Source organism: Empedobacter sp. EJD.6dd, from assembly GCF_057369435.1.
The window spans coordinates 2288897-2311408 of sequence record NZ_CM170667.1; the positions used below are offsets into that span (position 1 = coordinate 2288897).

The window sequence follows — 22512 nt, forward strand, 5'->3', positions numbered from 1 at the left end:
AAGAAAAGATGAATATTTACGTTTTATTGACAAAAACATATGTTTATCTGTAATTTAGAAATAACATATAGAATGAGTTTGTTATTAAAAATGTAATGCAAAAAAAGAGACATGTAAAATTTTACTTTTACCAAGAATTTGTTGATGTTGTTACTCTATTTATATTGTTTTTTATTTTTTTAAAATTACAATATCAATATTTTTGGACAGAAGATTATCCTTTAGAGAAAATCCCAACTTATTTTGAACTTTTAAAGTCCCATTATAAGGCACTATTATTATTTTTGGTTATTTGGTTTTTAATAGCAAAGAATGTGTCTTTGTATGATGTACCAAGACGTGTGAAATTTGTGGATATTCTAAAAAAAGTCTTCTATCAAATTTTATATTTTTCTGTTGTTGTTTTTGCAATTTCTGGTTTAAAAACCTCTGATTTATATTCTCCTCAATTAGGGATAGCTTATCTTTTTAGTATTTTTTTTATTGGTGTATTTTCTCGATTATTTATTTTTATTTATTACAGAAAATTACATCTTAAGGGATTGAATATAGAAAATGTATTAATTATAGATGAAAATGATAATACAAATAAGTTTGCAGATTTATTAAAAGAGCGTAGAGATTTAGGAATTAACCTTTTCAATAAGATTTTAAATAATCAAATTAACTTAAAAGAAGATATTCTAACAATTAATGGAATAGATTTTAGAGAGTATGTTTCGATAAATAAAATAAAGAAAATATTTATTTCTCAAAAAGGAGAAATGAGTAAAGAAATTATATATAAAGTAGCAATTTTATCAGAATCTAATCTTATTAATGTATCATATATACCTGATTCTATATATAATGGAATAACAGAATTAAAAGTTGTTTATATAGATACTTTACCCATTTTTGAAGTAAAAAGATTTCCTCTTGATTTAAAATTTAATCAAGTAATTAAAAATATTTTTGATTTTGTTTTTGCCTCTTTCATATGTATTTTTTTGTTAAGTTGGTTATTTCCTATTATTTCTTTATTGATTTATTTAGATTCTAAAGGTTCAATATTATTTATCCAAAAGAGAAATGGATTAAACGGGGAAGAATTTGATTGTTATAAATTCAGAACAATGGTAGATTCTAAATATAATTCAATAAAAGCTACAGAAAGAAATGATCCACGTGTAACACATATAGGAAAGTTTTTGCGAAAAACTAGTTTAGATGAGTTACCACAATTTATTAATGTACTAAAAGGAGATATGTCTATAGTTGGTCCGCGACCACATATGATTTCTCAAGACTATTATTATAGAGATTTAATCAATCGATACAATATTAGGCATTATGTAAAACCTGGTATAACAGGATTATCTCAAGTAAAAGGATATAGAGGTGCTATAGATTCTAATGAAGATATGGAAAAACGTATCAGAACAGATGTATATTATGTTCGTAACTGGTCTTATTTGCTAGATATTCAGATAATTTATCAAACAATAGTCTTAGTTGCGCAAGGTGATGAAAATGCAATATAAACTAAAAAAGTTACTCAATTTGAGTAACTTTTTTAGTTTTAGAAGTTATATGAAATATACAATAAAGCAATACAAAAAACACAATACCTCGTTGACGATGAAATATAGATTCTGTAAACATGATAGAAGAGGTTAGAATTGTATAAAATAAAAAAACAAAATCATGATATTTAATTGCATTTATCCAATTATAAATAATCATAATCATTAATAAAATAAATCCCAAAATTCCTAATTCTGCAAAAGATTGTATATACTGATTATGAAAATTTAATTCCCCATAGTAATCTACTAAATGACGATCTATTTGTTTTTGTGTAATTTTTTCTTGTGTTGCGGAGGCACCAAAACCTGTCCAAAAAATACGATCTTCTTTCAAAAATTCTTTAAAAAGACGTGTTTGATATAGGCGAAAAGCTGTGCCGTTAAAATAATATTCTGAACCAAATATTTCTTGTTCCCATGCGTTTTTCAAAGAAACGTTTATTACACCATTTTCAAGAGTAACATTTTCTGTTGTATTTTGAAATTCTAGGTCGAAACGTTCTTTTATTTTTGAACTTAAAGGAATCATCAATATAAAAAAGGCTCCAAGTATAATTAAAATATTTTTCTTTTTGATTGTTGATTTATTATAAAAAAAACTAATTAATACGCCCAAAAGAGTGATTACAATTACATTTTTAGATGATAATAAAATAAGAAAAGAAAAAAGTAATAAAGTAGCTAAAAAGTCATACCATTTTTTATTTTTCTTTACAAATAGGTTAATAAATGCGAAGGAAATAAATAGAGAAATATAGATTGCATTAACCTCTAATGTAACTAAATCATGATAGAAAAAATAATGAGATTCTCCTGTTTTAATAAATCGATATAAAGCCCTTAAAAGATAGAGAATAGTCGCAATAACCATTAGATAGCTATAGTTATTGAAAATCACATCTCTTTTATGCTTTTCTATTTTGGGTAAGAATAAAAATAATAGAGGAATAATAATAAAAAATAGAGCTTTTGAGAGATATTTACTTGAATCTTTGAAATCTATTGTCCATGATAATGAGATAACACACAGTAAATAATATAAAATTGGAATGAGTAAAGAATAAGAAAATGAAAAATGGAGTTTCTTATAATTTACAATAACAGCTAAAACAAATAGTCCAAAAGCTATATTGATAAAAGCAAAAGGAAGAGGCAATGAGGCTAATAATAATATTAGACTCATTACTATATAATTTGTATGTTTTAAATTCCGGATCACTATCACTATTTTATTGTAAACGCAATTTTTTTAAATAATTTATTTTTACAATAATTTATTTAAAAAGCTGTTAAATATAAAACAATAAAGAATAATGAAAACTAAAATAATTCAGTTTACGCCATATTTATTTATACTTTTTTTCTTTTTCGAACTTAGTAAATATGTATTGAACATTCCAATAAATGATGATTATAGAGCTATAATAGGGTTTATGAATACTTATTTAGAAGTAGGTTTTATGGATAAAATAGCATTACTTTTTAGTCAAGCAAATGAACATAGATTATTTTTTGATAGAATTATAACTTTAATAGATTACTATATTTATGGGGAAGTTAATTTCATACACTTAGCAATAATAGGAAATTTAGCATTACTTTTTATTTTTCTTTTTATAAAGAAAAATGTTGTCGATTTTTATCATATACCCAAAGAAATTTTAATAGTTATATCGGCACTATTGTTTACGTTAAGTTTTTGGGAAAATATGACTTTTGCAATGTCTGCATTATCAAATTTTTATTCACTATTATTTTCTATTATTTCTATATATTATTTTGTAAATAAAGAAAAGAAATATGATTTTTTAGTTTCTTATCTATTTCTTTTTTTAGCTATTTACACTCAAGGAGGAGGTGTTTTTGTCATACCAATAGTATTATTGTATTTAGTTTGCGAAAGAAATAAGAAAGATTTGATTATTTTTTGTTTATTTTCAATCATTATTTTGTGTTTCTATTTTGTTGGATACAAACAACCAGAGCATCATTCAGGAATTTTACAAAATATAATTAATTATCCTTTTCAATCAATTCTATATTTCTTTACTTTTCTGGGTAATGATTTTAATTTTTTCTTGATATTTGATAATACATTAAGCAAATCTCTTATATTTTGTGGGATATTAGGAGGATTTAAATTAATAACCTTTCTTTTTCTTTCCAAAAAGAGATTATATAAAACAAACCCTTTTATATATATGATTTTATGTTTGATATTACTAATATCAATAGTTACAGCTTTGTCAAGGGTTTATTCAGGAATAGAAACTTCAGCAGCATCAAGATATAGATTAAATGGTGCAATTTTCACAATTTTCACAATTATTGGATTTTATTTAGTTGATTTAAAAATTAATGTGAAAAAGATGAATATATTTTTTATAATTTCATCAATATTATTTTTTATATTTATTAGTTTACCACATAGTGAATATCTTTATAATAGGAAATATGTAAGTCTTCTAGGGGTTTTAAGATATAACGAAAGTGAAAATATTGATTTATTGAATACATTAAATGAAGAAAGGATTTATAGTGGAGAAGCAATTAAAAAATCTGAACAATTAAACTTTTATTCTTTACGAGATGTTTCAGGAATAGGAATTTTTTTTCCAAAAAGTTTTTTAGTTGAAAATTTGAATTTAGATGTAAATAACCAGCTGAAAGATGTAAAAGTAAATGCGTTTGTAAGTGATGTTTTAGATATGAATAGTTCCTTTTTAATTGAGGGATTTGCTTTTATAGAGGGCTTAAAAGTAAATCAACAAGATGTTTATATTGTATTACAGAACATGAATGATTTTTCAATTAAAATATTCTCTACTAAAACTATAAAACGATTTGATTTAAATTCTTATTTTAAGAAAGATGGATTGATTAACGCAGGTTTTGTAGCAAATATTAGTCATGAATTTATTGCCAAAGGGGTTGATTATAAGGTTGTAGCTTTAATAGAGGATAATAAAACAAAAAAAATAGTATTTTCAGAATTTGATAAAATTATAAAAAGATAAGGAAGAAGAGTTTCTTTCTTATCTTTTTATATACAAAAGTTTAAAATATCTTATAATGAATTTAGTGATTTTTTTAATTCATCAGTACTGTTTAAAAATACATTATTTTTTGTTTTGAATTTAAAAGTATAATCATCTTGGTTGTAGTTAATACTTTCATTTGAGATAAAGTACTTTAAATACGCACCATCAGAACCATCAATTTTATTTTCTCCTCTTTTAAAAGTAATATTTTTTATTACCGCTTCTTCTTGTCTTAATTCAGTTAATTGAATTTGAATATCTTTTATTTTTACAGAAGTTGGGATGACAAAATCGTAAATTTGGAAAGAATCATCTGCGTAAACATTTTTTGTAATTGATTTTTGAATAGAAAATTCTTTATCATTTTCCTCCATGTAATATAATCTAATTAAGTCATTTTTTTTAAACTTAGCATCAATTATAACCTCTAAATTATTACTTTTAAGAACTTCGGTTTTATTATTTTCTTTGGTTCTTTCTTTTTTATCATTACAAGAAAGAAGGAAACAACTTAATGTTCCACTAATCAACAATGTGGTAATAATTTTTTTCATATGATATAAGATTTTAAAGTACTATAATATTTTTCATTAATAATATTCCAACTAAATTCTGTTTCAATTGCAATTTTATTTTGATTAATTTTTTGCAATTCTTTTTCTTTCTCTATGTTATTATAAAGTTGTTTAACATCATCTTTATTAGAGAAATAAAAAGCATTTTTTTTCAGAACACCTTTGTTAAACTCGTTATCATTTGCACAAATCAAACAATTAGAAGCCATAGCTTCTAAAAGAGAAGGATTTGTTCCACCAACAGAGTGTCCATGAAAATATAAACGTGAATAATAACGAATATTGTTTAATTCTTCGAAATTATAAATTCCACCCGTAAATATAATGCTTGAGAAACCTTTATATTTATCTTTCAAAAATTCTCCGTAAGGTGTCTCATGTTTTCCTATTACAAGAAAAGGCTCGTTTCTAGAAGAGCTCGTGACACCATCCAAAATCATTTCGAGATTATTTTCTGGTTCAAATCGTGCAATTAAAAGGCTATATTTTTCTCTTTTAATCTGATATTTTTTTAGAACAGACTCATCAGGATTGGTAAAGTTATCCGCACCATAAGCAATATATGTGGAGTCTTTGTTATATTTTTTCTTTAGATAACTTTGTATTCCTAATGAATCTGCAATTAAATGATCAGAATGTTTAGCTCCTAATTTTTCTGCGTATTTAAGAAAGTTTTGTACTTTCTTAGAATACTTGCTGCGCTTCCATTCTAATCCGTCCATATTGGTTACAATTTTAGCCTTTTTAGGCATTAACCACCACCAAATGGTACTGCTCGTATAACCTAACTGAAGAATTACATCAAAATTACGTTTACGAGCATCTAAAATACAATTCAAATCGTAGAGAAACTGTCCTGCTGTTCCCATTTTATCTTCTGGATCTTTGCAATGAATTAATTTAACACCATTAAAGGTGCTTTTTTTATAGGGATGGAGAGAAGAATTATAGACATAAACATCTTCACCTTTATTGGCTAAATAAACAGCAAAAAATTCGACAAACTGTTCAAAACCACCATGATGATTGGGTATTCCTCTTGTTCCTAAAATAGCAATTTTCATGATAGATTATTTGCTAATTGATATCCTTCTAATGTTTTTTCTGCTGTTTTTTCCCATATATAATGTTTAAGAATTTTTTTCTTTAAATTTTGATTTACAGGATTGTTATATGCATTATCAATAGCCTCTCTTATACTTTTAATATCATCAGGTTCGCAGTAGTAAGCCATGTCTTCAAAATACTCCTCAGTATCACCTTTTTTAGTAATAACAATGTTACAATCCATTGCTCCAGCTTCTAACGATGATAATCCAGGAGTCTCCATCCAACTAATCAAACAATGTACTTTTGCAAGTTTATATAATTTTGCAAGGTCTTGATGAGAAACAGGACCTAAAAAATGAGTGTTTTTACCTGCTTCTTTGTGAACTTCTTCCACAAAAGATTTTTGATTTTTTGATTCATTTCCAACTAAAACTAGCGTATAAGGACTATTTTTAATTGCTTTTACTAAATTTAGAGTAGACTTCCTTCCTTCTATTCTTGCAGCACAAAGAATGCAATTTTCGAACTGAATATATTCATCTTGATGATCAATTTTAACATACTCATTAAATATGTTCTTGTCTATAGCATTAGGGATATTTAAGTAATTGTAATTTTTCAATTTAAACTCCTCGGCTATACGTTTCATTTCTAAATCAGAGTTTGGGAGTAATACAGTAACATTGTCTACAATTTCTTTCATTAATTTATAATGCCCTTTCTTTACCATATTCCATACACCTGAATGAAATCTATTTTCATGATAATGTCGGATAATTGTTTTTACATAGCTAATTTGATATGGAGATAAAATATTAGCAATTTTTTGGAAAATACCACCTCTTGCCTTTCTTTCGTACTCAGTATACAAGCCATAAATTGTAGATAATACAATTTTTTTATTTTGTCTTTGAGCATTTTTAAATTGTAAATAGATATCTTGAGGTTCCATCAAATTAAATAAATGGACTAGATCATAATTAGATAAATCTGGTTCAAGTTCTATTGAAATATCTATTTGAACTCCTAGTTTTTCTAGATATTCTTTTGTTTTTAATATTTGAACTAAATCACCACCAGGAGCAGAGTATAAATTTGTTCTACTTTGAAATAAAATTTTCATTTAAAAGATTTTTTGATTTAAAAATTACTTCGTAATAAGCTATAAGACCACCAACAAATAATGATTTATTATCTAATTTTAAATAAAAGCCTAAAAACACTAACGTAGAAAAGAATAAGAATATACCCGTACTATTTATAAGTAACTTGATATTATTTAATAAAGGATTTTGTGTCTTGGAGTATAAATTAGATAAATATATCATACAGATCAAGAATATTACTGTTCCAATTATTCCTGATTTTAAAAATATAGTAGTGTATCCATTATGTAAAATAGGGGCGTGTCTTACTTGACTTCCATCTGTTGTCCACATTAAAGAGCCATAATTGACGGAAGATCCAAATCCTTTGCCTAGCCAAACTCCTAAATCGTCTTGATTCATAACTTGATTTACAGTAATTTTTGTCTCATAAGATCTGAAATTGTCATGAAAGCGAGGTGAATTATCATTTTTTACATATGGATCATATATTTCTTTAGGGGAATTTTTTATTTTATATAGAAATGCCTCAAAACCTTTTCCATTTCTAGAGGGATTCATGTCATAAATAATTTTGTAACCAATCCCAAAAATTAACATAAGTGAGCAAAATGCAATTATCTTTCTTTTAGATATTTCAAATAACCCAAACATTCCACAACCTAAAATAAAGAATTGTATCATATTCGTTCTTGCTAGATATAGAACTAATGAACCACCAATAAATAAAATTAAAAACAGTAATTTTTTTCGAGAAAAATTAAGTTGAAATTTTTTATGAAATAAAAGAATTATGAGTGCAAATGTTTCAAAATCTGAAAAATAACCACCGTAATATCTTATATCATGGATACTGTTTATCTGATGTATTAAAGCAGAAAAAAATAAAATGATATAATGTATAGTTGCTATAACAAAAGCAGAGTATATAACGGTTTTGAAAAAATCACTTTCCTTACTTCTGATGCATTGATAACCAATCATTAGTCCTACTACGGGCTTTATGAAATATGATATGTCACGAAGAATGTCATAAAGTTTATAATCATATAAAAAAGCTCTAAAGCCTCCAATAAAAACAATTATCAAGAAAAACAAACACAATCTTAGGATTGTTTTGGAATAGAATCTTTTTACTGTAACAGCAAAAATAATTAACCATATAAGTAAACTTAATTCATAAATATTGATATACGAAAATCCAACGGCTATCAAAAACAGAAGTTGATAAGGCCATTCTTTGGTTAATCTAATTCCCATAAAAAATATTTCTTTTTTTTGATAGAGCAATAAAATATAGAATAATCACTAGTAATTCAGTTAAAATCATTGCAATAAAAGAGCCTTTTAATTCATAATAATTAATAAATATGCTTAATATAACTAATGACAAAATACAACTGAAATAGATTATTTTAGTATATTCAGAAACTAAATTGAGTGCAAACATTAACTGTCTCAAAGCTTGTGAAACTACAAGAAAAATTGGTACAAATAATGCTATTTTTAATAAAGATTGTATTGTATTATAATCTACTAGTCTAATATGAAAATAACTTAAAATGAAATGACTAGAAAAAATAATAACTAAACACCCCAAAGTAATAATTGCAAAATTAGAGAGATGATAAATTCTCCAAACTTTAATACCTTTTTTTCTATTTTTTTCTATTGCATCACAAACATGTGGATAACTATAGTTGAAAAACATAAAAATAAATGTTCTAAAAACGCTAAATATTTGTTCTATAATTCTATAAATTCCTGCAGAAGCGCTTCCAGTAAAATAACCAACAATTAGTATTGGAAAATATTGATAGAAAGCTAGACATAATTCTGAGATACAGATATTAGAGTCTGATTTAATAATTTTTACACCATTGTAAATATTATTTAATTTAAAACTCAATTTGTTTTTTTTTACATAAAAAATTAAGTAAAAAATATAAACAATAACTCCACTCATTCCTAAATAGAAATTAGCCCATATATAATCTTCTCGATTTTTTATGAATAAATAAATGCAGATAATATAAATTATTTTTGAAATAATATTTAGCAATGCAATCTGCTTAAATTTTTCTAAACCTTGTAAAAACCAATTTGGATTGACTACTTGCGAAATAACAATAGGTAAACTTAAAAATAATAGTTTTTTTTCAAAAAAATTAGGAAGCAATAATATTCCAATAAGAAATATGCCTAAAATTGTAAAAAAAATAATTGTCTTATAGCTATAAATATCACTTATTCTTTGATTTATATACAAGAGATTTACTTTATTAATAACAATTTCTTTTGTACCATTTAAATAAGAGCTGTAATCAACAATGCAGCATAATATTAAACAGATAGAAAATGCAATACCAATTTTACCCAAACCATCTTCTTTACAAATTTTCATTAAATGAGGCATTACAATTAAAGGGCTAAGTAGATTGATAGATTGTCCAATGGAGTAAACTAAAAAATTGGTTATTTTCGAAGGGATCTTCATCCTTTTAAAATTATTTTATCTTTCTAACTATGGAAAATAATAGAAATAAACCAATTAATATAACAGGGAATAAAAGATGAAATTTTCCATTTGTACCAGAAAAGTCTAAAATATTAGCAGAAAAATCTAGTGGAGTAATAATATATGCCAAATTGTATTGATGTATTTTTAATTCATGATTTTCTTGTACCAATTTTAGTTTTTCTTGAACTAATGAATTTAACTGACTTTCTCCATTAACTAATATTGTTGAGTTGTTTGTACTTAAAGAACCTGCTTTTTTTATAATTAAATCAATTTGAGAAATGGTTGAATCATTAATTATTATTTTATCTTTTACATTTTGTAGAATTTCTTTACGAAAAACTTGATAAAATTTACTAGAGTTTAGATAATTCATAATATTATCTAATTCTTTTTGGTCAATTTTTTTATTAGAATTAACAGTGATCAAATGATTTGTAAAATTTTTACTAGTAGCCTTATCTTCAGATACTTTTTTTGCATCATTATTTTCTGTTAAAGTCTTGAATATTTCATAATTCTTATCATCTTGATTCAAAAACTTATACAAATTTGTAATTGGTTTTACCTCTATTTTTGATATTTTAGAATCAAAATTAATTCCTGCTTGAGTTAAAAAGACAGTATCATTTTGCTGAATTTTAGAATTTAATAAATCAATTTTTTCATACAAATAATCTACAGTGTCAAAATTTGGGACAACAACAATATTACTTTCATATTTTTTATTGTATTTGTTATAAAAAACTCCAGCAACTGTCCCAAGAATAAATAATCCAATTAAAATAAAGATATTCTTCTTTATAAATTTTATAGAATTTGAAATGATTTTTAAAATTTGAGTCAAACCTTTTTTTACAGAATTTGAAACTTGTAATAAGTCAATTTCGTTATTTTCTTGTTGAGTAGAATTATTATTCATTTTTTATAAGTGTGTTTAATTATAGTGCTTCAAAATTTAAAGTACGATTTTATAAATCGTATTTCTACAACGTAGAAAAAAAGGATTTATTCTACTTTTTACGCATAAAAAAACCTCTTATAAAGTTTATAAGAGGTTTCTCGAATTAATTCGAAAATATATTTTTATACAAATAAAGATAAATTATCTTTCGTATTTCTTTTCATTTTCGGTTCCAAAGCTAGCGATTTTCATTAACCACCATCCTAACAATGCGCATCCAACGAATGTGAATAACCATCCAAAGATAACACCAACTGGAGATAATAAGTTTTCAAAAGTCCATTTGAAAATATCACCAATCGCAAAAAATAAATCAGTTATAACTCCCATATTCTAGTTTATTGCTTAATTTGCATCAAAGTTAATAAAATGTTGGTTAATCTACTTGACAAAAGGAATTTTTTTATACAGATTTTTATCATTGTGCTGTTTACGTTGCTTGGTATAACGAATTTTAACAGTATTGATCTGAGTAATTTAGAAAAATTAGGTGTAATCCTGACGTTTTTAACAATAGCTTTAGTTGGATATACTGATAATACAAACGATTTAATTAGCACATCTTCTTATCCGACTTTCATTTATATTTTATGGATAATGCCTTTTATAGCAGGTTTATCCGATTATCGTATTGCAGGTAGTTTGTTACTTGTTACCTATGTTACGATTCAATTACTTTATTTCGAATCCGAAAAAAACGATACATATAATGCTTTTGATATTGGCGTTTTTATGAGTTTTGCCATCTTATTAAGTCCTGCACTTATTTTTTTAGGAATTGTTGTGTTTACTTATTTCTTGACATTAAGAGTGGTTGAACCAAAAATTCCAATTCTTGGTTTTTTAGGATTTCTTTTGCCAATATTAATTGTTGCACAAGTTAGTTTTTTGTTAGACTATCATTTTATGCTAGATTTTTACAAAGAACAATTAATGTTGACAATAGTGCATTTCGATCTAAAACAATTGTTTTTAATTCCAATTGCAGTTATATTAATTTATTCAATTGTCAACCATTTTAAAAATATAAATAAACAAACAGCTCAAAAGAAAAGAATTTTTCTGTTGATGTATTTCATGTTTCTTGCCATTTTAGTGACATACATTCTATTTGGAGGAAATAATGATGCTTACCTTTCATTTTTAGGTTTTAGCATTATGCTGATGTTAACAAGATATTTTAGCGAAAGCAAACCAAAAATAGAATGGCTAAAAGAAGCTCTTCTATGGATTTTGATGATTTGCTTGCTAATCTATAATTTTTATGATCGAATCCCGAGATTCTTCTCCTTGATTACGGAAGTAAGTTTTTAATTCGAATTCGTTTCCATCAAAAACACCATAGGTAAAGTAATTAATCCAATCACCAAGATTGATATGACGAGCTTTTCCTATTGCAATTTCCATTGGTAAGTGTCGATGTCCATACACAAGGTAATCGTAATATTTACGATTCAATTGCTGACGACTATACATGATTAACCATTCGTTATCAACACCAAGAAAATTGACATCTTCATCACCAGAAATCATTTTATTTTTTCGAGAAGCTGTAATTCCTAACCACATTGCCAAATCTGGATGAAGGAGATAAAAAAGAAATTGACAAACTTTGTTTGTGAATACTTTTTTCATGCGTTTGTAGCCTTTATCTCCAGGCCCTTTCCCATCGCCATGAACAATAAAAAATTCTTTTCCGTTGATGATAAAATCTTGCTTATCACGAAAAACAATTGCATTGATTTGTTCTTCCAGATAATCTTTCATCCACAAATCGTGATTTCCGACAAAGAAATAAATTGGAATTCCACGATCAGAAATTTCGGCTAATTTTCCTAAAACACGAACAAATCCTTTTGGAACAACATGTTTATATTCGAACCAAAAATCGAATAAATCACCAATCAAAAATAAAACACCACAATCGTCTTTTATTTCGTCAAGCCATTTTACAAACAATTTTTCGCGTACTAAACTATCTTTTTCATTCGGAGCACCAAAATGATGATCCGAAGAAAAATAGGCTTTTTTACCAGCTTCTAATTGTATGTTTATTGGTTGTCCTCCGCTAACCATTCTGCGTAAGAATTTTCAGTTTCGTGTAATTTTAAAGCAACCAAATCGATATTTTTTGGTAAAAGCGGTTTTATTCTTTCCACAATCCACAAAATCATATTTTCTGCAGAAGGTTGATAGTCTGTAAAAACAACATTATGTCCTTCGCTTAATAATTTTTGTCCTAGAGATTTGTGAGGAGAATTTTCGTTCAACAAAATAGCATGATCAAAAAGATCTACAATTTCTTTGTTTACAATTTTCTTCAAATCACCAAAATCCATTACCATTCCAAGTTTCACATCGTTGATATCTTCAGAAGGAATACCTTTTACAGTAACAAATAATTTGTAAGAATGTCCATGTATATTTTTACACTTTCCGTCATAACCATGCAAAGCATGTGCAGTTTCGAACGTAAAAGCTTTTGTAAGTCGAATGATTTTCATTAAATTTAGTACTAAACTTTAATTTGCAAAGGTAATGGAAATCAAAACAATCGTAAATTCTTTGGTTGATTTATTTTTTCCGATGCGTTGTTTGGATTGTCAAGACGTTATTCAACCTTCGCAGTTTCTGTGTGTTTCGTGCTCAACAAAGCTCTCTTTTACACATTGGCAATTCAATCAAAACAATAGTGCTTATTCCAAATTACGAAATTATTGTGAAGTCGAAAACGTATTTTCTTTGTTAGAATTTAAGCATCACAATACAACGCAAACGATTTTGCATGAAATGAAATATAGAAATCGTCCCGAAATTGGAATTGATTTAGCGCAATTAATAAAATTTGATTTGAGTGAATATGATGGTATAATTCCAATCCCGTTACATCCAAAACGGTTGAAAAAAAGAGGTTATAATCAAGTACAAGATTTTGCTCGAGCATTAGCAGAAAACAATCAGATTAATTATTTTTCGCAAGGGTTAATTCGAACAAAGTATAATTCTTCTCAAGTGAATGAAGATAAAAAACATCGATTAAATAACTTGAAAGATGCATTCGAAATCAGTCCTAATCTTAAGCCAGGGCATTATATTTTGATTGATGATGTCTTAACAACTGGTGCAACAATTGCTTCGGCAATTAAAAAGTTTAACCTTTTGGAAAATTTTAAGATAAGTGTAATTACCATTGCTTGTGCTTAATAACAAGCTTTTTCTTAACTTGCACCCATGAATAAGACGACACGTTTTTCGCTTTTGATGTTAACTATTTTATTGGTTATTTCTTGTGCAAGACAAGGTTCACCAACGGGAGGACCTAAAGATGAAACTCCGCCAGTTTTTTTAAAAGCTGATCCTGATACCTTGGCAACGAATGTTGATGTTAATTTACAAGAAGCTGTAATTAACTTTGACGAATATATTATGTTGAAGGAATACAGTAAAAATGTTGTGGTTTCGCCTTCGTTTCAAATACCACCAATTGTAACGCCGCAAGCATTAGCAAAGAAATATATTTCGATAAAATTTCAAGAACCTTTATTACCAAATACAACTTATAGTTTCAATTTTGGTGATGCGGTTCAAGATTTTAATGAGAACAATAAGTTATCAAACTTTCAATATGTTTTTTCAACAGGTAGTTTTATTGACTCATTAAAAGTGACAGGTCGTGTAAATTCGTCATACGATTTCAAATTACCAGAAAAGATATTAGTCGGACTATATAAAGTAGATAGCACTTATAAAGATAGTGTAGTTTTACAAAAGAAACCATATTACATTGCGAGGGCGAATGATAGAGGAGAATATCAGTTAAACTATTTAGCTTCTGGTAAATATAAATTAATTGCATTTGAAGATAAGGTAGAGAATGTGATGTATGATTATGGAAAAGAACGTTTCGCTTTTCATAACGAACCGATTGAATTGAACGCGAATCAAGAAATAAACTTGAATTTATTCAATCAAAAACCTGCTTATCGTAAGCCTGAAGCAAGTTTTAAACAAGAAGGTTTAATTGTATTTAAAACAACTGGCGCTACAGATGATGTTACAATAACTCCAGTAGCAAAAGAATTCAAAACGGCTTATATACAGAAGTTTCCAAAACAAGATTCGATAAATTTTTGGTTCAATCCAAAGGTTGATACAATTGTAGGAAGAAGTACAAAGTTGAATTTTAATGTACAACACAAAGATCAGATAGATGAAGTAAGTGCTTTGTATTCAAAATCGACAACTGAGCGTAAATTAGAATTTAAAGCATTAAATGATCAAAAATTAGCACCGAATAAAGAATTTAAAATTCAGGCAAATGCGCCAATTAAATCATTGGATTTATCTAAAATTCATGTGTTTAAAGATACAGTTTCAATTCCATTTAAAGTTTCGATTGATACGATTAATGCACAAAATTTGAATTTTGCTTTCGATAAAAATTTAGACGAAAAATTTGAGGTAAATATTTATCCAAATGCATTAACAGATGTATTAGGAGAGAAGAATGATACACTTGCATATCCAATAAAAATGGGAACTCGTGGTGATTTTGGACATCTAAAATTAACGCTTCAGAATGCGCCATCAAAACCATTTATTTTACAATTTTTGAAAACAGATCAAAATTTCACAGTATTAGAAGAGATTTATAATCCGGCAAATAAAAATTATTTTGAATTCAATTTTATTGAACCAGGAGAATATTTGTTTAGATTATTAGTTGATGAAAATGAGAACGGAAAATGGGATACAGGAGATTATTTGTCTGGAAAACAACCAGAACCTATTTATCTATATCCAGAGCCAATTAAAGTTCGTGCGATGTGGGATGCGACTGAAACATGGATTTTAGGAGAAGCCAATCAACCTGTTTCGTTACCAAATGATGAAAAGGATTCAGATAAAAATAGAATACGTAGAGGAGAATTGAAAGAAGGCGAGGAGCGACAAAATCCTCGAACAACAAATAAAAAGTCAGAGGAATAGTTTCTCTGATTTTTTTATTTTAATCAATACGTAAATCTTTTGTAATACTTGCGTAATGCTGTATATCATAAACAGGGCAGCCAATTCTATCTAAAATAATATTTCCTACAATTAAATATATCTGAAATCTTGTTTTGGGTGTATTGTTATCAAAAAATTGTTTACAATTTGTAATAAGAATGCCATTTATAAATTCTTCAACAGTACTTTCTGAATTTCATCATCTTTGAAATTAATATTGAAATGATTTTCAAATTGCATGATTAATTCAACTGTATCTAAACCCATAAAATTAACTTTCTGGTGCTAAATATATAAAAGGAGAAATAGGTATGTTTCTTAGAATTGAATAAATCAACAAAAAAATAAGAAAATTACGTGCAAAACTTGTCGGCAAATGTAATTTTCCTGAAATAGGTTCGGCTAAAAAAATATTGGCGATTACAGAGTAATAAAACTGAATGCAAATATAAAGCGCGAAAGGTAAAAGTAAATTGTAACGAAGCGATTGTAAAATATGGCCGTGTACAAGCAAAGAAAAAGCACGTTGTCCACCACAACCAGGACACCACAGATCTGTTACAGCATGAAACATACATTTTATAGTAAACGGACTTTGGTTGTTGTAATAGCTGTAAAAATACACAATTACCAAAATAGGCAATAAGGTTGCTAAACCATAAACCAAAATCCGTTTCATCATATTATTTAGTGATACTACTTAATTTTAAGATTATCTATCTAAGACATCTTTATATTGATTCATAATTGCGTCGCTACCTTGTGTAATAAATACGAAAATTAGATAAATTAAGTTTATTGCAATTAAACCAAAAGCAACATAGCTTAAAATTTTAGAGTTTTTAGCAGCTTGTTCAGCGCCAATATAATCTCCAGCATCATATTTAGAGTTGGCTTGCGTAGAAAACACAATCGCAACAATTCCTACTATAACAGAAATGCAGCATGGTGAACAAACACCTAAAACTGTAGCTACAATAGATAAGACAAGGTTGTTTTGTGGTCTTGGTCTTATTTCTTCTAAAGAAGATTGTTGAGGTTGATTAAAATCTTGGTTAGATTGGTTTGAATAATCCATAAAAATGTTTTTTAAAGTTGAGATAAAAATATAAAAAAATACTTATAAATCAATTGCTTGAGAAAATTTTTAATCAACTATTGAAATAACATTCGATAAATATCTTCAACTTTCGAAATACGAACAATTCGAATTCCAAAATCTGTATCTTTTATTTTATTATATTTTGACACGAAAATCACATCAAAACCTAATTTTTCTGCTTCAGTAATGCGTTGTTCAACACGATTAACAGCTCTAATTTCTCCACTTAATCCAACTTCTCCTGCAAAACAACAATTATCTGGAACTGCAGAATCTTCGCTCGATGAGAGAATTGCTGCAATGACTGCCAAATCAATCGCAGGATCATCTACACGAATTCCTCCTGTGATGTTTAAGAAAACATCTTTCATGTTTAATCGAAAACCTGCACGTTTCTCCAAAACAGCCAACAACATATTCAATCTTTTTGCATCAAAACCCGTAGCAGTACGTTGCGGAGTTCCATAAACAGCTGTGGAAACCAATGCCTGAATTTCGATTAACATAGGACGAACACCTTCTAAAGTCGCTGCAATTGCATTTCCACTTAATAATTCATCTTTTTTGGTGATTAATACTTCCGACGGATTGGTGACTTCGCGTAATCCAGCTCCTTGCATTTCGTAAATACCGATTTCTGCAGTCGATCCAAAACGATTTTTATTGGCACGTAAAATTCGGTAAATATGATTGCGATCGCCTTCGAATTGTAAAACGACATCTACCATATGTTCCAAAATTTTCGGTCCTGCAATGACACCTTCTTTGGTAATATGACCAATTAAAATAATCGGTGTATTGGTTTCTTTTGCATATTGAATCAGCTCAAAAGTTGTTTCACGAATTTGAGAAATACTTCCCGGAGAAGATTCTACATATGTGGTTTGTAGAGTTTGTACAGAATCAACAACAATTAATTGAGGTTGAATCTCTTTGGCATGTGCAAATATTTTTTGTGTATTGGTTTCAGGTAAAATAAAACATTGATCAGATTCGATTCCAATACGTTCTGCACGAAGCTTTACTTGCGAAACAGATTCTTCACCAGAAACATATAAGATTTTAATCGTATCTAATTTTAAGGCTACTTGCAACATCAAGGTTGATTTTCCAACACCTGGTTCTCCACCAACTAAAATAACAGATCCAGGAACAATTCCTCCTCCTAATACGCGATCTAACTCTTGATTTTTAGTAGAAATTCTGATTTCACCTAACGGATTAATCTCTCGAATATTTAGTGCGAAAGTTTTTTCTTTTTTATCAGATTTATCTTTCCACGTTTTCTTTTCTTCGCCTTTGTCTACAATTTCTTCAACAATGGTATTCCATTCGCCACAACTTTTGCATTGTCCCATCCATTGAGAGGTTTGCGTGCCACAGTTTTGGCAGAAATATGTAGTTTTTGTTTTAGCCATAGTTTCAAATTTACACAAAAATACAGTTTTATAGCGACAAGCTGTGGAGTTATATTTGTGAAAAATTTTAATACAACAAGTAAAAAACGTTAACAGTAATATGTTTTTTTAACAAATTATCGACTTTAGATAAAGTTGAGTTAAATATTGATTTTCAATTTATTTCTCTGTTATTTTTAATCAAGATTTAATTGCGAATGAAAAGAACTTTACTTTTTAACCTATTTTTTATTTTATGTGTTACACTTCAAGCACAATCCACATTAATTTCAGGAAAAATTATTGTGGATGATGCTGATGAAGTAATTAATTATGAGGCCTTTTTAGTTGAAAATTTAAACACAAATGCCCGAACAAAACCAAATGATAAAGGTCTTTTTTCGATTCGAGTTAATGCAAATGATGTCTTAGTTTTTAAGCAAATTGGATTTGAAGAACGTCAGCTTAAGATTTCTGAATCAATGATAGCTAAAGGTTTTATAGACGTTCATCTAAATATCGAAGTGATAGAATTGGCAGAAACGAATGTAAAACCTTTAAGAAAATATTGGAAAGACAATGTGAGTAAAGAAGAAGCGGAATCTGAAAAGATAAACAAGAGTTTGGGAATTAATCAAGAGTTTAAAGATGATATGGTGAAAGCTCATTTTGCTGCTCAGTACCTTAGAAAATTTGATGTTCATATTCGTTATGAAAATGTATTAGCGCTAATAGAACAGTTTTCTGACAAAGAAGTACAGACGTATAAACATTTTTTGAAAACGAAGAATCAAGATAAATATGAGCAAATCATGCAACTCAAAGATTATTTTACTGAATATTATTTTGAAACAGATTTAAAAATTCCAAAAGGAAGCATTCTTGATTTTATTCATTATTGCTATGTTGAGTTTAAGTTAGAATCTCTTTTGAAAGCAAATAATTATGAAAAAATAACTTTAATTTTCGAAGAACAAGCACCAAATTATCTTTCAATCATCAACCAAAAAGCTGTAGAACATGAGTAAATTTTTACTTTTTTTATTTTTTATTACATCAATTAATATTCAAGCGCAGTCTACATTAATTACGGGAAAAATTATTGTGGATGATGCTGATGAAGTGATTGATTTGGAAGGAACTTCGATTGAAAATTTAACGACTAAAGCTAGAACCAAAGCAAATAATGTTGGATTATTTTCAATAAACGTGAACTTGAATGATGAATTAAAAATTAAACAATTAGGTATTCAGGAAAGAATAATTAAGGTTTCTGAAACAATGATTGCTAAAGGTTTTGTTACAATTCACGTTAATGTAGAAGTAATAGAATTAGCAGAAACGAATATTCAGAAATTGAATAAGGATGCACTTAAGAATTTAGGAAAAGAGAAATCGTTTCAAGAGAAACTAAATGATGAAATGGGCGTTGTTTCTCCGGAATTTAAAGCAGAATTGAATCTTAAACATGACGAAGAAAGAGTGAATAGAACGATTAAACAAGTTGGTGGAGTAAATTTATTAGGAATAATGAATCTCTTTAAAAGTCCAAAAAAACGTGTTAAAAATCCTGTTCCAATAAAAGTTGTAAAAGAAGATCAAATACTTGCGCTACGTAAGTTTTTTACAACCTATTATTTTGTAAACGATTTGAAAATTCCTGAAGGAAAAATAAATGATTTTTTAGATTATTGTTATTCGAATTTTGACTTTCCGAAGTTGTTAAGAGATAATAATTTTGATGAAATACTTTTCGTGATTGATGAACAAGCGCCAATCTATTTGGCTAAAATGAAAGAAAATGAATAAGATTTTATATACAGTATTTTTTAGTTTGATCAGTGTTTTTTCGTTTGCACAAACCAATTTGATTACAGGAAAAGTAGTAATTGATGACGGAGTTGTTGGACAAGATGCGGTAGATAATATTTTGGTTACAAATGAAATGACGGGTGCCAAAGTCTTGACAAATTCTGCTGGTATGTTTTCGATAAAAGCATCTGCTGGTGATGAATTGATATTTACGCACGATTTTTACAAAGAACGTATAATAAAAATTACGTCTGATATTTTAACAAAAGGTATGTTAACCATACATCTTAATATCGAAACCATAGAATTAGCTGAGGCAAAAATCATCACATTGGATAAATATTTTAAGAATAACATTAAGCTTAAATATGATGAAGTTGATGAAATGTACAAACATTTGAATTTAGGAATTGATCCCAATCTTCGTTTCAGAAAAATTGATCCTAATGCGACTTCAAATATAGGAAACTTTGGTTTACTGAATCCTGCTGTTTGGATTGCAACAATTTCTGGGCAAAGAAAAAGAGAGGAAAAACAGCAAGAATATTTTAATAAAGCTGATAAAATAAAAGATGTAGAAAATTATTTTACGAAAAATTATTTCATCGAAAGTTTAAATATTCCCGAAAATAAAGTCAGTGATTATGTAACGTATTGTTATGTGAATTTTGAGTTAGAGAAATTGGTAAAAGAAAACAATTATGATAAAATAACTCAGATTTTAGAAGAACAAGCGCCTAAGTATTTGGAGATGATAAGGAAATAATATATATTAAATCAAATTTGTGAAATATGGAATTACTTTTTGTATTATTCGTGAATGTTATTTTCTTTTTAGTTATGAAAATAAGTTATAAAATAAATCCTTGGGAGATTAGCAAAATGATTAAGCTTTGGAATCGTAGTTTTGGAGGAATGTGATTATTCTGTAGAATCTCTTCGAATTCTTGAAATTTTATAAATAGCGATTAATCCAAAACTAATCATCGAGATAATTTGTGCTAAATAAAGAATTAGCCCAAAATAATCGCCAATTGCTCGTCCTTCATGTTGATCACCACCTTTAGCCAAATAAACTGCCGAAAAAGCAATAGACATCACATACGGATAAGCCAATCCACCAGAAACAGGTAAAATCATTCCTAAAGAACCTGCAATTAATAAAAATAACCCTTCTGGTATTCCAAAATTTTCGGTGTCAGGAAAAGCAAAGAAAACAAGAAAAGTCATTAGGAAATAACAAATCCAAAGCGCAAAAGAATAAAAGATAAATAAACCTCTTTTTTCTAATGTCGAGATCGATTTAATTCCTTCCCATAGTCCTAAAAGAAATGTTTTAATCTTTTCAAAAAACGTTAGTTGACTAATTTTTTTCCAGAAAAATCCTATAAAAGCAATTCCTAAGATTATTACTCCAAGAGCAATATAATACTTTAAGAAAGAAGGTTCTGTTGTCGGTTGATGAGCTTTTTCTTTATTTCCAATTTCTACGAATTTGATAAAGGTTTCGTAATTGAAAATAAGCGTTAATCCGAAAAATAAACCCAAAAATAAAAGATCGATAACACGTTCTAAGACAACTGTTCCAAAAGATTTTTCGAACGGCACTTTTTCCATTTTATAAAAACTCGTCGCACGAGCTACTTCACCACTTCTCGGAATGGTTAAATTCATAAAATAAGCAAATGCAATTGCCCAAAAGCCAGATGAGATTTGTGTGTTATAGCCCATGGGCTGTAGAAGAAGATTCCAACGAGCGGCGCGTATCCAATAAGTTAAAATACTGATCGCCATAGAAGCAAAAATCCAAAAATAATTGGTTTGGTTTAAAACTTCTGCAACTCGTTCAAAATCAATTTGCTTCACTGTTATCACAATAAAAAATATAGCTAACAATGAAGCAATGATTAAGAAGAGTGATTGTTTAATCTTACTCTTCATATAAATGTTTGAAAATTAATTTCTTAATCTAAACGATTGTTCTCGTTAGGGAAAACAATTGTTGGTTCGTATGTTTTGGCTTCTTCAAATTCCATCATCGCATAGGTAATGATGATAACCGTGTCACCAACTTGTACTTTACGCGCAGCTGGTCCATTCAAACAAATTTCACCGCTTCCACGTTTCCCTTTAATAATATATGTTTCAAATCGCTCTCCGTTCTCTTGAACTACGATTTGTACTTTTTGCCCAACTACCATATTTGCAGCATCAATCAAATCTTCATCGATTGTGATACTTCCGATATAGTTTAATTTTGCGTCTGTTACCTTAACTCTATGTATCTTAGAGTGAAAAACTTCTACCATCATAATTTTGCAAAGTTACACTGAACTTATAAATTTCAAAACCTGTTCCAATATTTT

23 protein-coding genes are annotated in these 22512 nt (G+C 27.8%); 8 read left to right on the forward strand and 15 right to left on the reverse strand.

Annotated features, from left to right (window positions below; translation table 11 throughout):
• The first annotated feature begins 95 nt into the window (after positions 1–95).
• A complete protein-coding gene (locus AC2I98_RS10830; RefSeq protein ID WP_486411696.1) occupies positions 96–1523 on the forward strand; it encodes an exopolysaccharide biosynthesis polyprenyl glycosylphosphotransferase in 1428 nt (475 codons plus the stop codon).
• A 10-nt stretch (positions 1524–1533) separates the two neighbouring features.
• Here AC2I98_RS10830 and AC2I98_RS10835 read toward each other — a convergent pair whose 3' ends face one another.
• The gene (locus AC2I98_RS10835; protein WP_486411697.1) at positions 1534–2751 is read right to left on the reverse strand and encodes an O-antigen ligase family protein; all 1218 of its coding nucleotides are present in this window, start codon (positions 2749–2751) and stop codon (positions 1534–1536) included.
• Positions 2752–2881: 130 nt separating this feature from the next.
• Here AC2I98_RS10835 and AC2I98_RS10840 point away from each other — a divergent pair, with 130 nt between their 5' ends.
• Positions 2882–4585, forward strand: coding sequence for a hypothetical protein (locus tag AC2I98_RS10840; protein ID WP_486411698.1), 1704 nt, complete (start codon positions 2882–2884; stop codon positions 4583–4585).
• A 50-nt stretch (positions 4586–4635) separates the two neighbouring features.
• Here the strand turns inward: AC2I98_RS10840 and AC2I98_RS10845 are convergent, their stop codons facing one another.
• The 7 genes from AC2I98_RS10845 to AC2I98_RS10875 all read right to left on the reverse strand — a co-directional run bounded on the left by AC2I98_RS10845 (position 4636) and on the right by AC2I98_RS10875 (position 11155).
• Entirely contained in the window at positions 4636–5163 is a 528-nt protein-coding gene (locus AC2I98_RS10845; protein WP_486411699.1) for a hypothetical protein, read from the reverse strand.
• Positions 5160–6248: a DUF1972 domain-containing protein gene (locus AC2I98_RS10850; protein ID WP_486411700.1), complete on the reverse strand. Its 1089-nt coding sequence runs from the start codon at positions 6246–6248 to the stop codon at positions 5160–5162. The genes AC2I98_RS10845 and AC2I98_RS10850 overlap by 4 nt, the downstream gene beginning before the upstream one ends.
• Complete coding sequence (locus AC2I98_RS10855; protein ID WP_486411701.1) at positions 6245–7357, reverse strand: glycosyltransferase; 1113 nt, start codon at positions 7355–7357, stop codon at positions 6245–6247. Before AC2I98_RS10855 ends, AC2I98_RS10850 begins: the two co-directional genes overlap by 4 nt.
• Entirely contained in the window at positions 7335–8600 is a 1266-nt protein-coding gene (locus tag AC2I98_RS10860; protein ID WP_486411702.1) for a hypothetical protein, read from the reverse strand. Before AC2I98_RS10860 ends, AC2I98_RS10855 begins: the two co-directional genes overlap by 23 nt.
• Positions 8590–9837 (reverse strand): oligosaccharide flippase family protein, encoded by a 1248-nt coding sequence (locus AC2I98_RS10865; RefSeq protein ID WP_486411703.1) that lies wholly within the window; start codon positions 9835–9837, stop codon positions 8590–8592. Before AC2I98_RS10865 ends, AC2I98_RS10860 begins: the two co-directional genes overlap by 11 nt.
• A 10-nt stretch (positions 9838–9847) precedes the next feature.
• On the reverse strand, positions 9848–10783 hold the full coding sequence (locus AC2I98_RS10870) for a hypothetical protein (protein WP_486411704.1): 936 nt from the start codon (positions 10781–10783) through the stop codon (positions 9848–9850).
• A 183-nt stretch (positions 10784–10966) separates the two neighbouring features.
• Complete coding sequence (locus tag AC2I98_RS10875; protein WP_486411705.1) at positions 10967–11155, reverse strand: hypothetical protein; 189 nt, start codon at positions 11153–11155, stop codon at positions 10967–10969.
• Positions 11156–11194: 39 nt separating this feature from the next.
• On the opposite strand from AC2I98_RS10875, the gene AC2I98_RS10880 reads away from it, so the two are divergent.
• Positions 11195–12139 (forward strand): DUF6427 family protein, encoded by a 945-nt coding sequence (locus AC2I98_RS10880; RefSeq protein WP_486411706.1) that lies wholly within the window; start codon positions 11195–11197, stop codon positions 12137–12139.
• On the opposite strand, the gene AC2I98_RS10885 is transcribed toward AC2I98_RS10880, so the two are convergent.
• Positions 12074–12901: a UDP-2,3-diacylglucosamine diphosphatase gene (locus AC2I98_RS10885; protein ID WP_486411707.1), complete on the reverse strand. Its 828-nt coding sequence runs from the start codon at positions 12899–12901 to the stop codon at positions 12074–12076. The two genes, AC2I98_RS10880 and AC2I98_RS10885, sit on opposite strands and share 66 nt — an antisense overlap.
• Entirely contained in the window at positions 12877–13323 is a 447-nt protein-coding gene (queD, locus tag AC2I98_RS10890) for a 6-carboxytetrahydropterin synthase QueD (RefSeq protein WP_486414073.1), read from the reverse strand. Before queD ends, AC2I98_RS10885 begins: the two co-directional genes overlap by 25 nt.
• A 40-nt stretch (positions 13324–13363) precedes the next feature.
• On the opposite strand from queD, the gene AC2I98_RS10895 reads away from it, so the two are divergent.
• The gene (locus AC2I98_RS10895; protein WP_486411708.1) at positions 13364–14029 is read left to right on the forward strand and encodes a ComF family protein; all 666 of its coding nucleotides are present in this window, start codon (positions 13364–13366) and stop codon (positions 14027–14029) included.
• A 27-nt stretch (positions 14030–14056) separates the two neighbouring features.
• Complete coding sequence (locus AC2I98_RS10900) at positions 14057–15814, forward strand: Ig-like domain-containing domain (protein WP_486411709.1); 1758 nt, start codon at positions 14057–14059, stop codon at positions 15812–15814.
• Between the two features lie 292 nt (positions 15815–16106).
• Here the strand turns inward: AC2I98_RS10900 and AC2I98_RS10905 are convergent, their stop codons facing one another.
• The 3 genes from AC2I98_RS10905 to radA all read right to left on the reverse strand — a co-directional run bounded on the left by AC2I98_RS10905 (position 16107) and on the right by radA (position 18355).
• Positions 16107–16517 (reverse strand): DUF2752 domain-containing protein, encoded by a 411-nt coding sequence (locus AC2I98_RS10905; RefSeq protein WP_486411710.1) that lies wholly within the window; start codon positions 16515–16517, stop codon positions 16107–16109.
• A gap of 30 nt (positions 16518–16547) precedes the next feature.
• Complete coding sequence (locus tag AC2I98_RS10910; RefSeq protein WP_486411711.1) at positions 16548–16913, reverse strand: CD225/dispanin family protein; 366 nt, start codon at positions 16911–16913, stop codon at positions 16548–16550.
• Positions 16914–16990: 77 nt separating this feature from the next.
• The gene (radA, locus tag AC2I98_RS10915) at positions 16991–18355 is read right to left on the reverse strand and encodes a DNA repair protein RadA (protein ID WP_486411712.1); all 1365 of its coding nucleotides are present in this window, start codon (positions 18353–18355) and stop codon (positions 16991–16993) included.
• A gap of 197 nt (positions 18356–18552) precedes the next feature.
• Between radA and AC2I98_RS10920 the strand changes: the two genes are divergently transcribed.
• The 3 genes from AC2I98_RS10920 to AC2I98_RS10930 are packed head-to-tail and all read left to right on the forward strand — an operon-like array spanning position 18553 to position 20912.
• On the forward strand, positions 18553–19362 hold the full coding sequence (locus AC2I98_RS10920; RefSeq protein ID WP_486411713.1) for a hypothetical protein: 810 nt from the start codon (positions 18553–18555) through the stop codon (positions 19360–19362).
• Positions 19355–20143 carry a hypothetical protein gene (locus AC2I98_RS10925; protein WP_486411714.1) on the forward strand — a complete coding sequence of 263 codons (789 nt, stop codon included), beginning with the start codon at positions 19355–19357 and terminating at the stop codon, positions 20141–20143. The genes AC2I98_RS10920 and AC2I98_RS10925 overlap by 8 nt, the downstream gene beginning before the upstream one ends.
• Entirely contained in the window at positions 20136–20912 is a 777-nt protein-coding gene (locus AC2I98_RS10930) for a hypothetical protein (RefSeq protein ID WP_486411715.1), read from the forward strand. Before AC2I98_RS10925 ends, AC2I98_RS10930 begins: the two co-directional genes overlap by 8 nt.
• Positions 20913–21067: 155 nt before the next feature.
• On the opposite strand, the gene AC2I98_RS10935 is transcribed toward AC2I98_RS10930, so the two are convergent.
• Both AC2I98_RS10935 and panD read right to left on the reverse strand, forming a co-directional pair.
• Positions 21068–22087, reverse strand: coding sequence for a lysylphosphatidylglycerol synthase transmembrane domain-containing protein (locus tag AC2I98_RS10935; protein WP_486411716.1), 1020 nt, complete (start codon positions 22085–22087; stop codon positions 21068–21070).
• A 23-nt stretch (positions 22088–22110) separates the two neighbouring features.
• Positions 22111–22458, reverse strand: a complete 348-nt coding sequence (gene panD / locus AC2I98_RS10940) for an aspartate 1-decarboxylase (protein ID WP_038336011.1) — start codon at positions 22456–22458, stop codon at positions 22111–22113.
• Positions 22459–22512 lie beyond the last annotated feature (54 nt).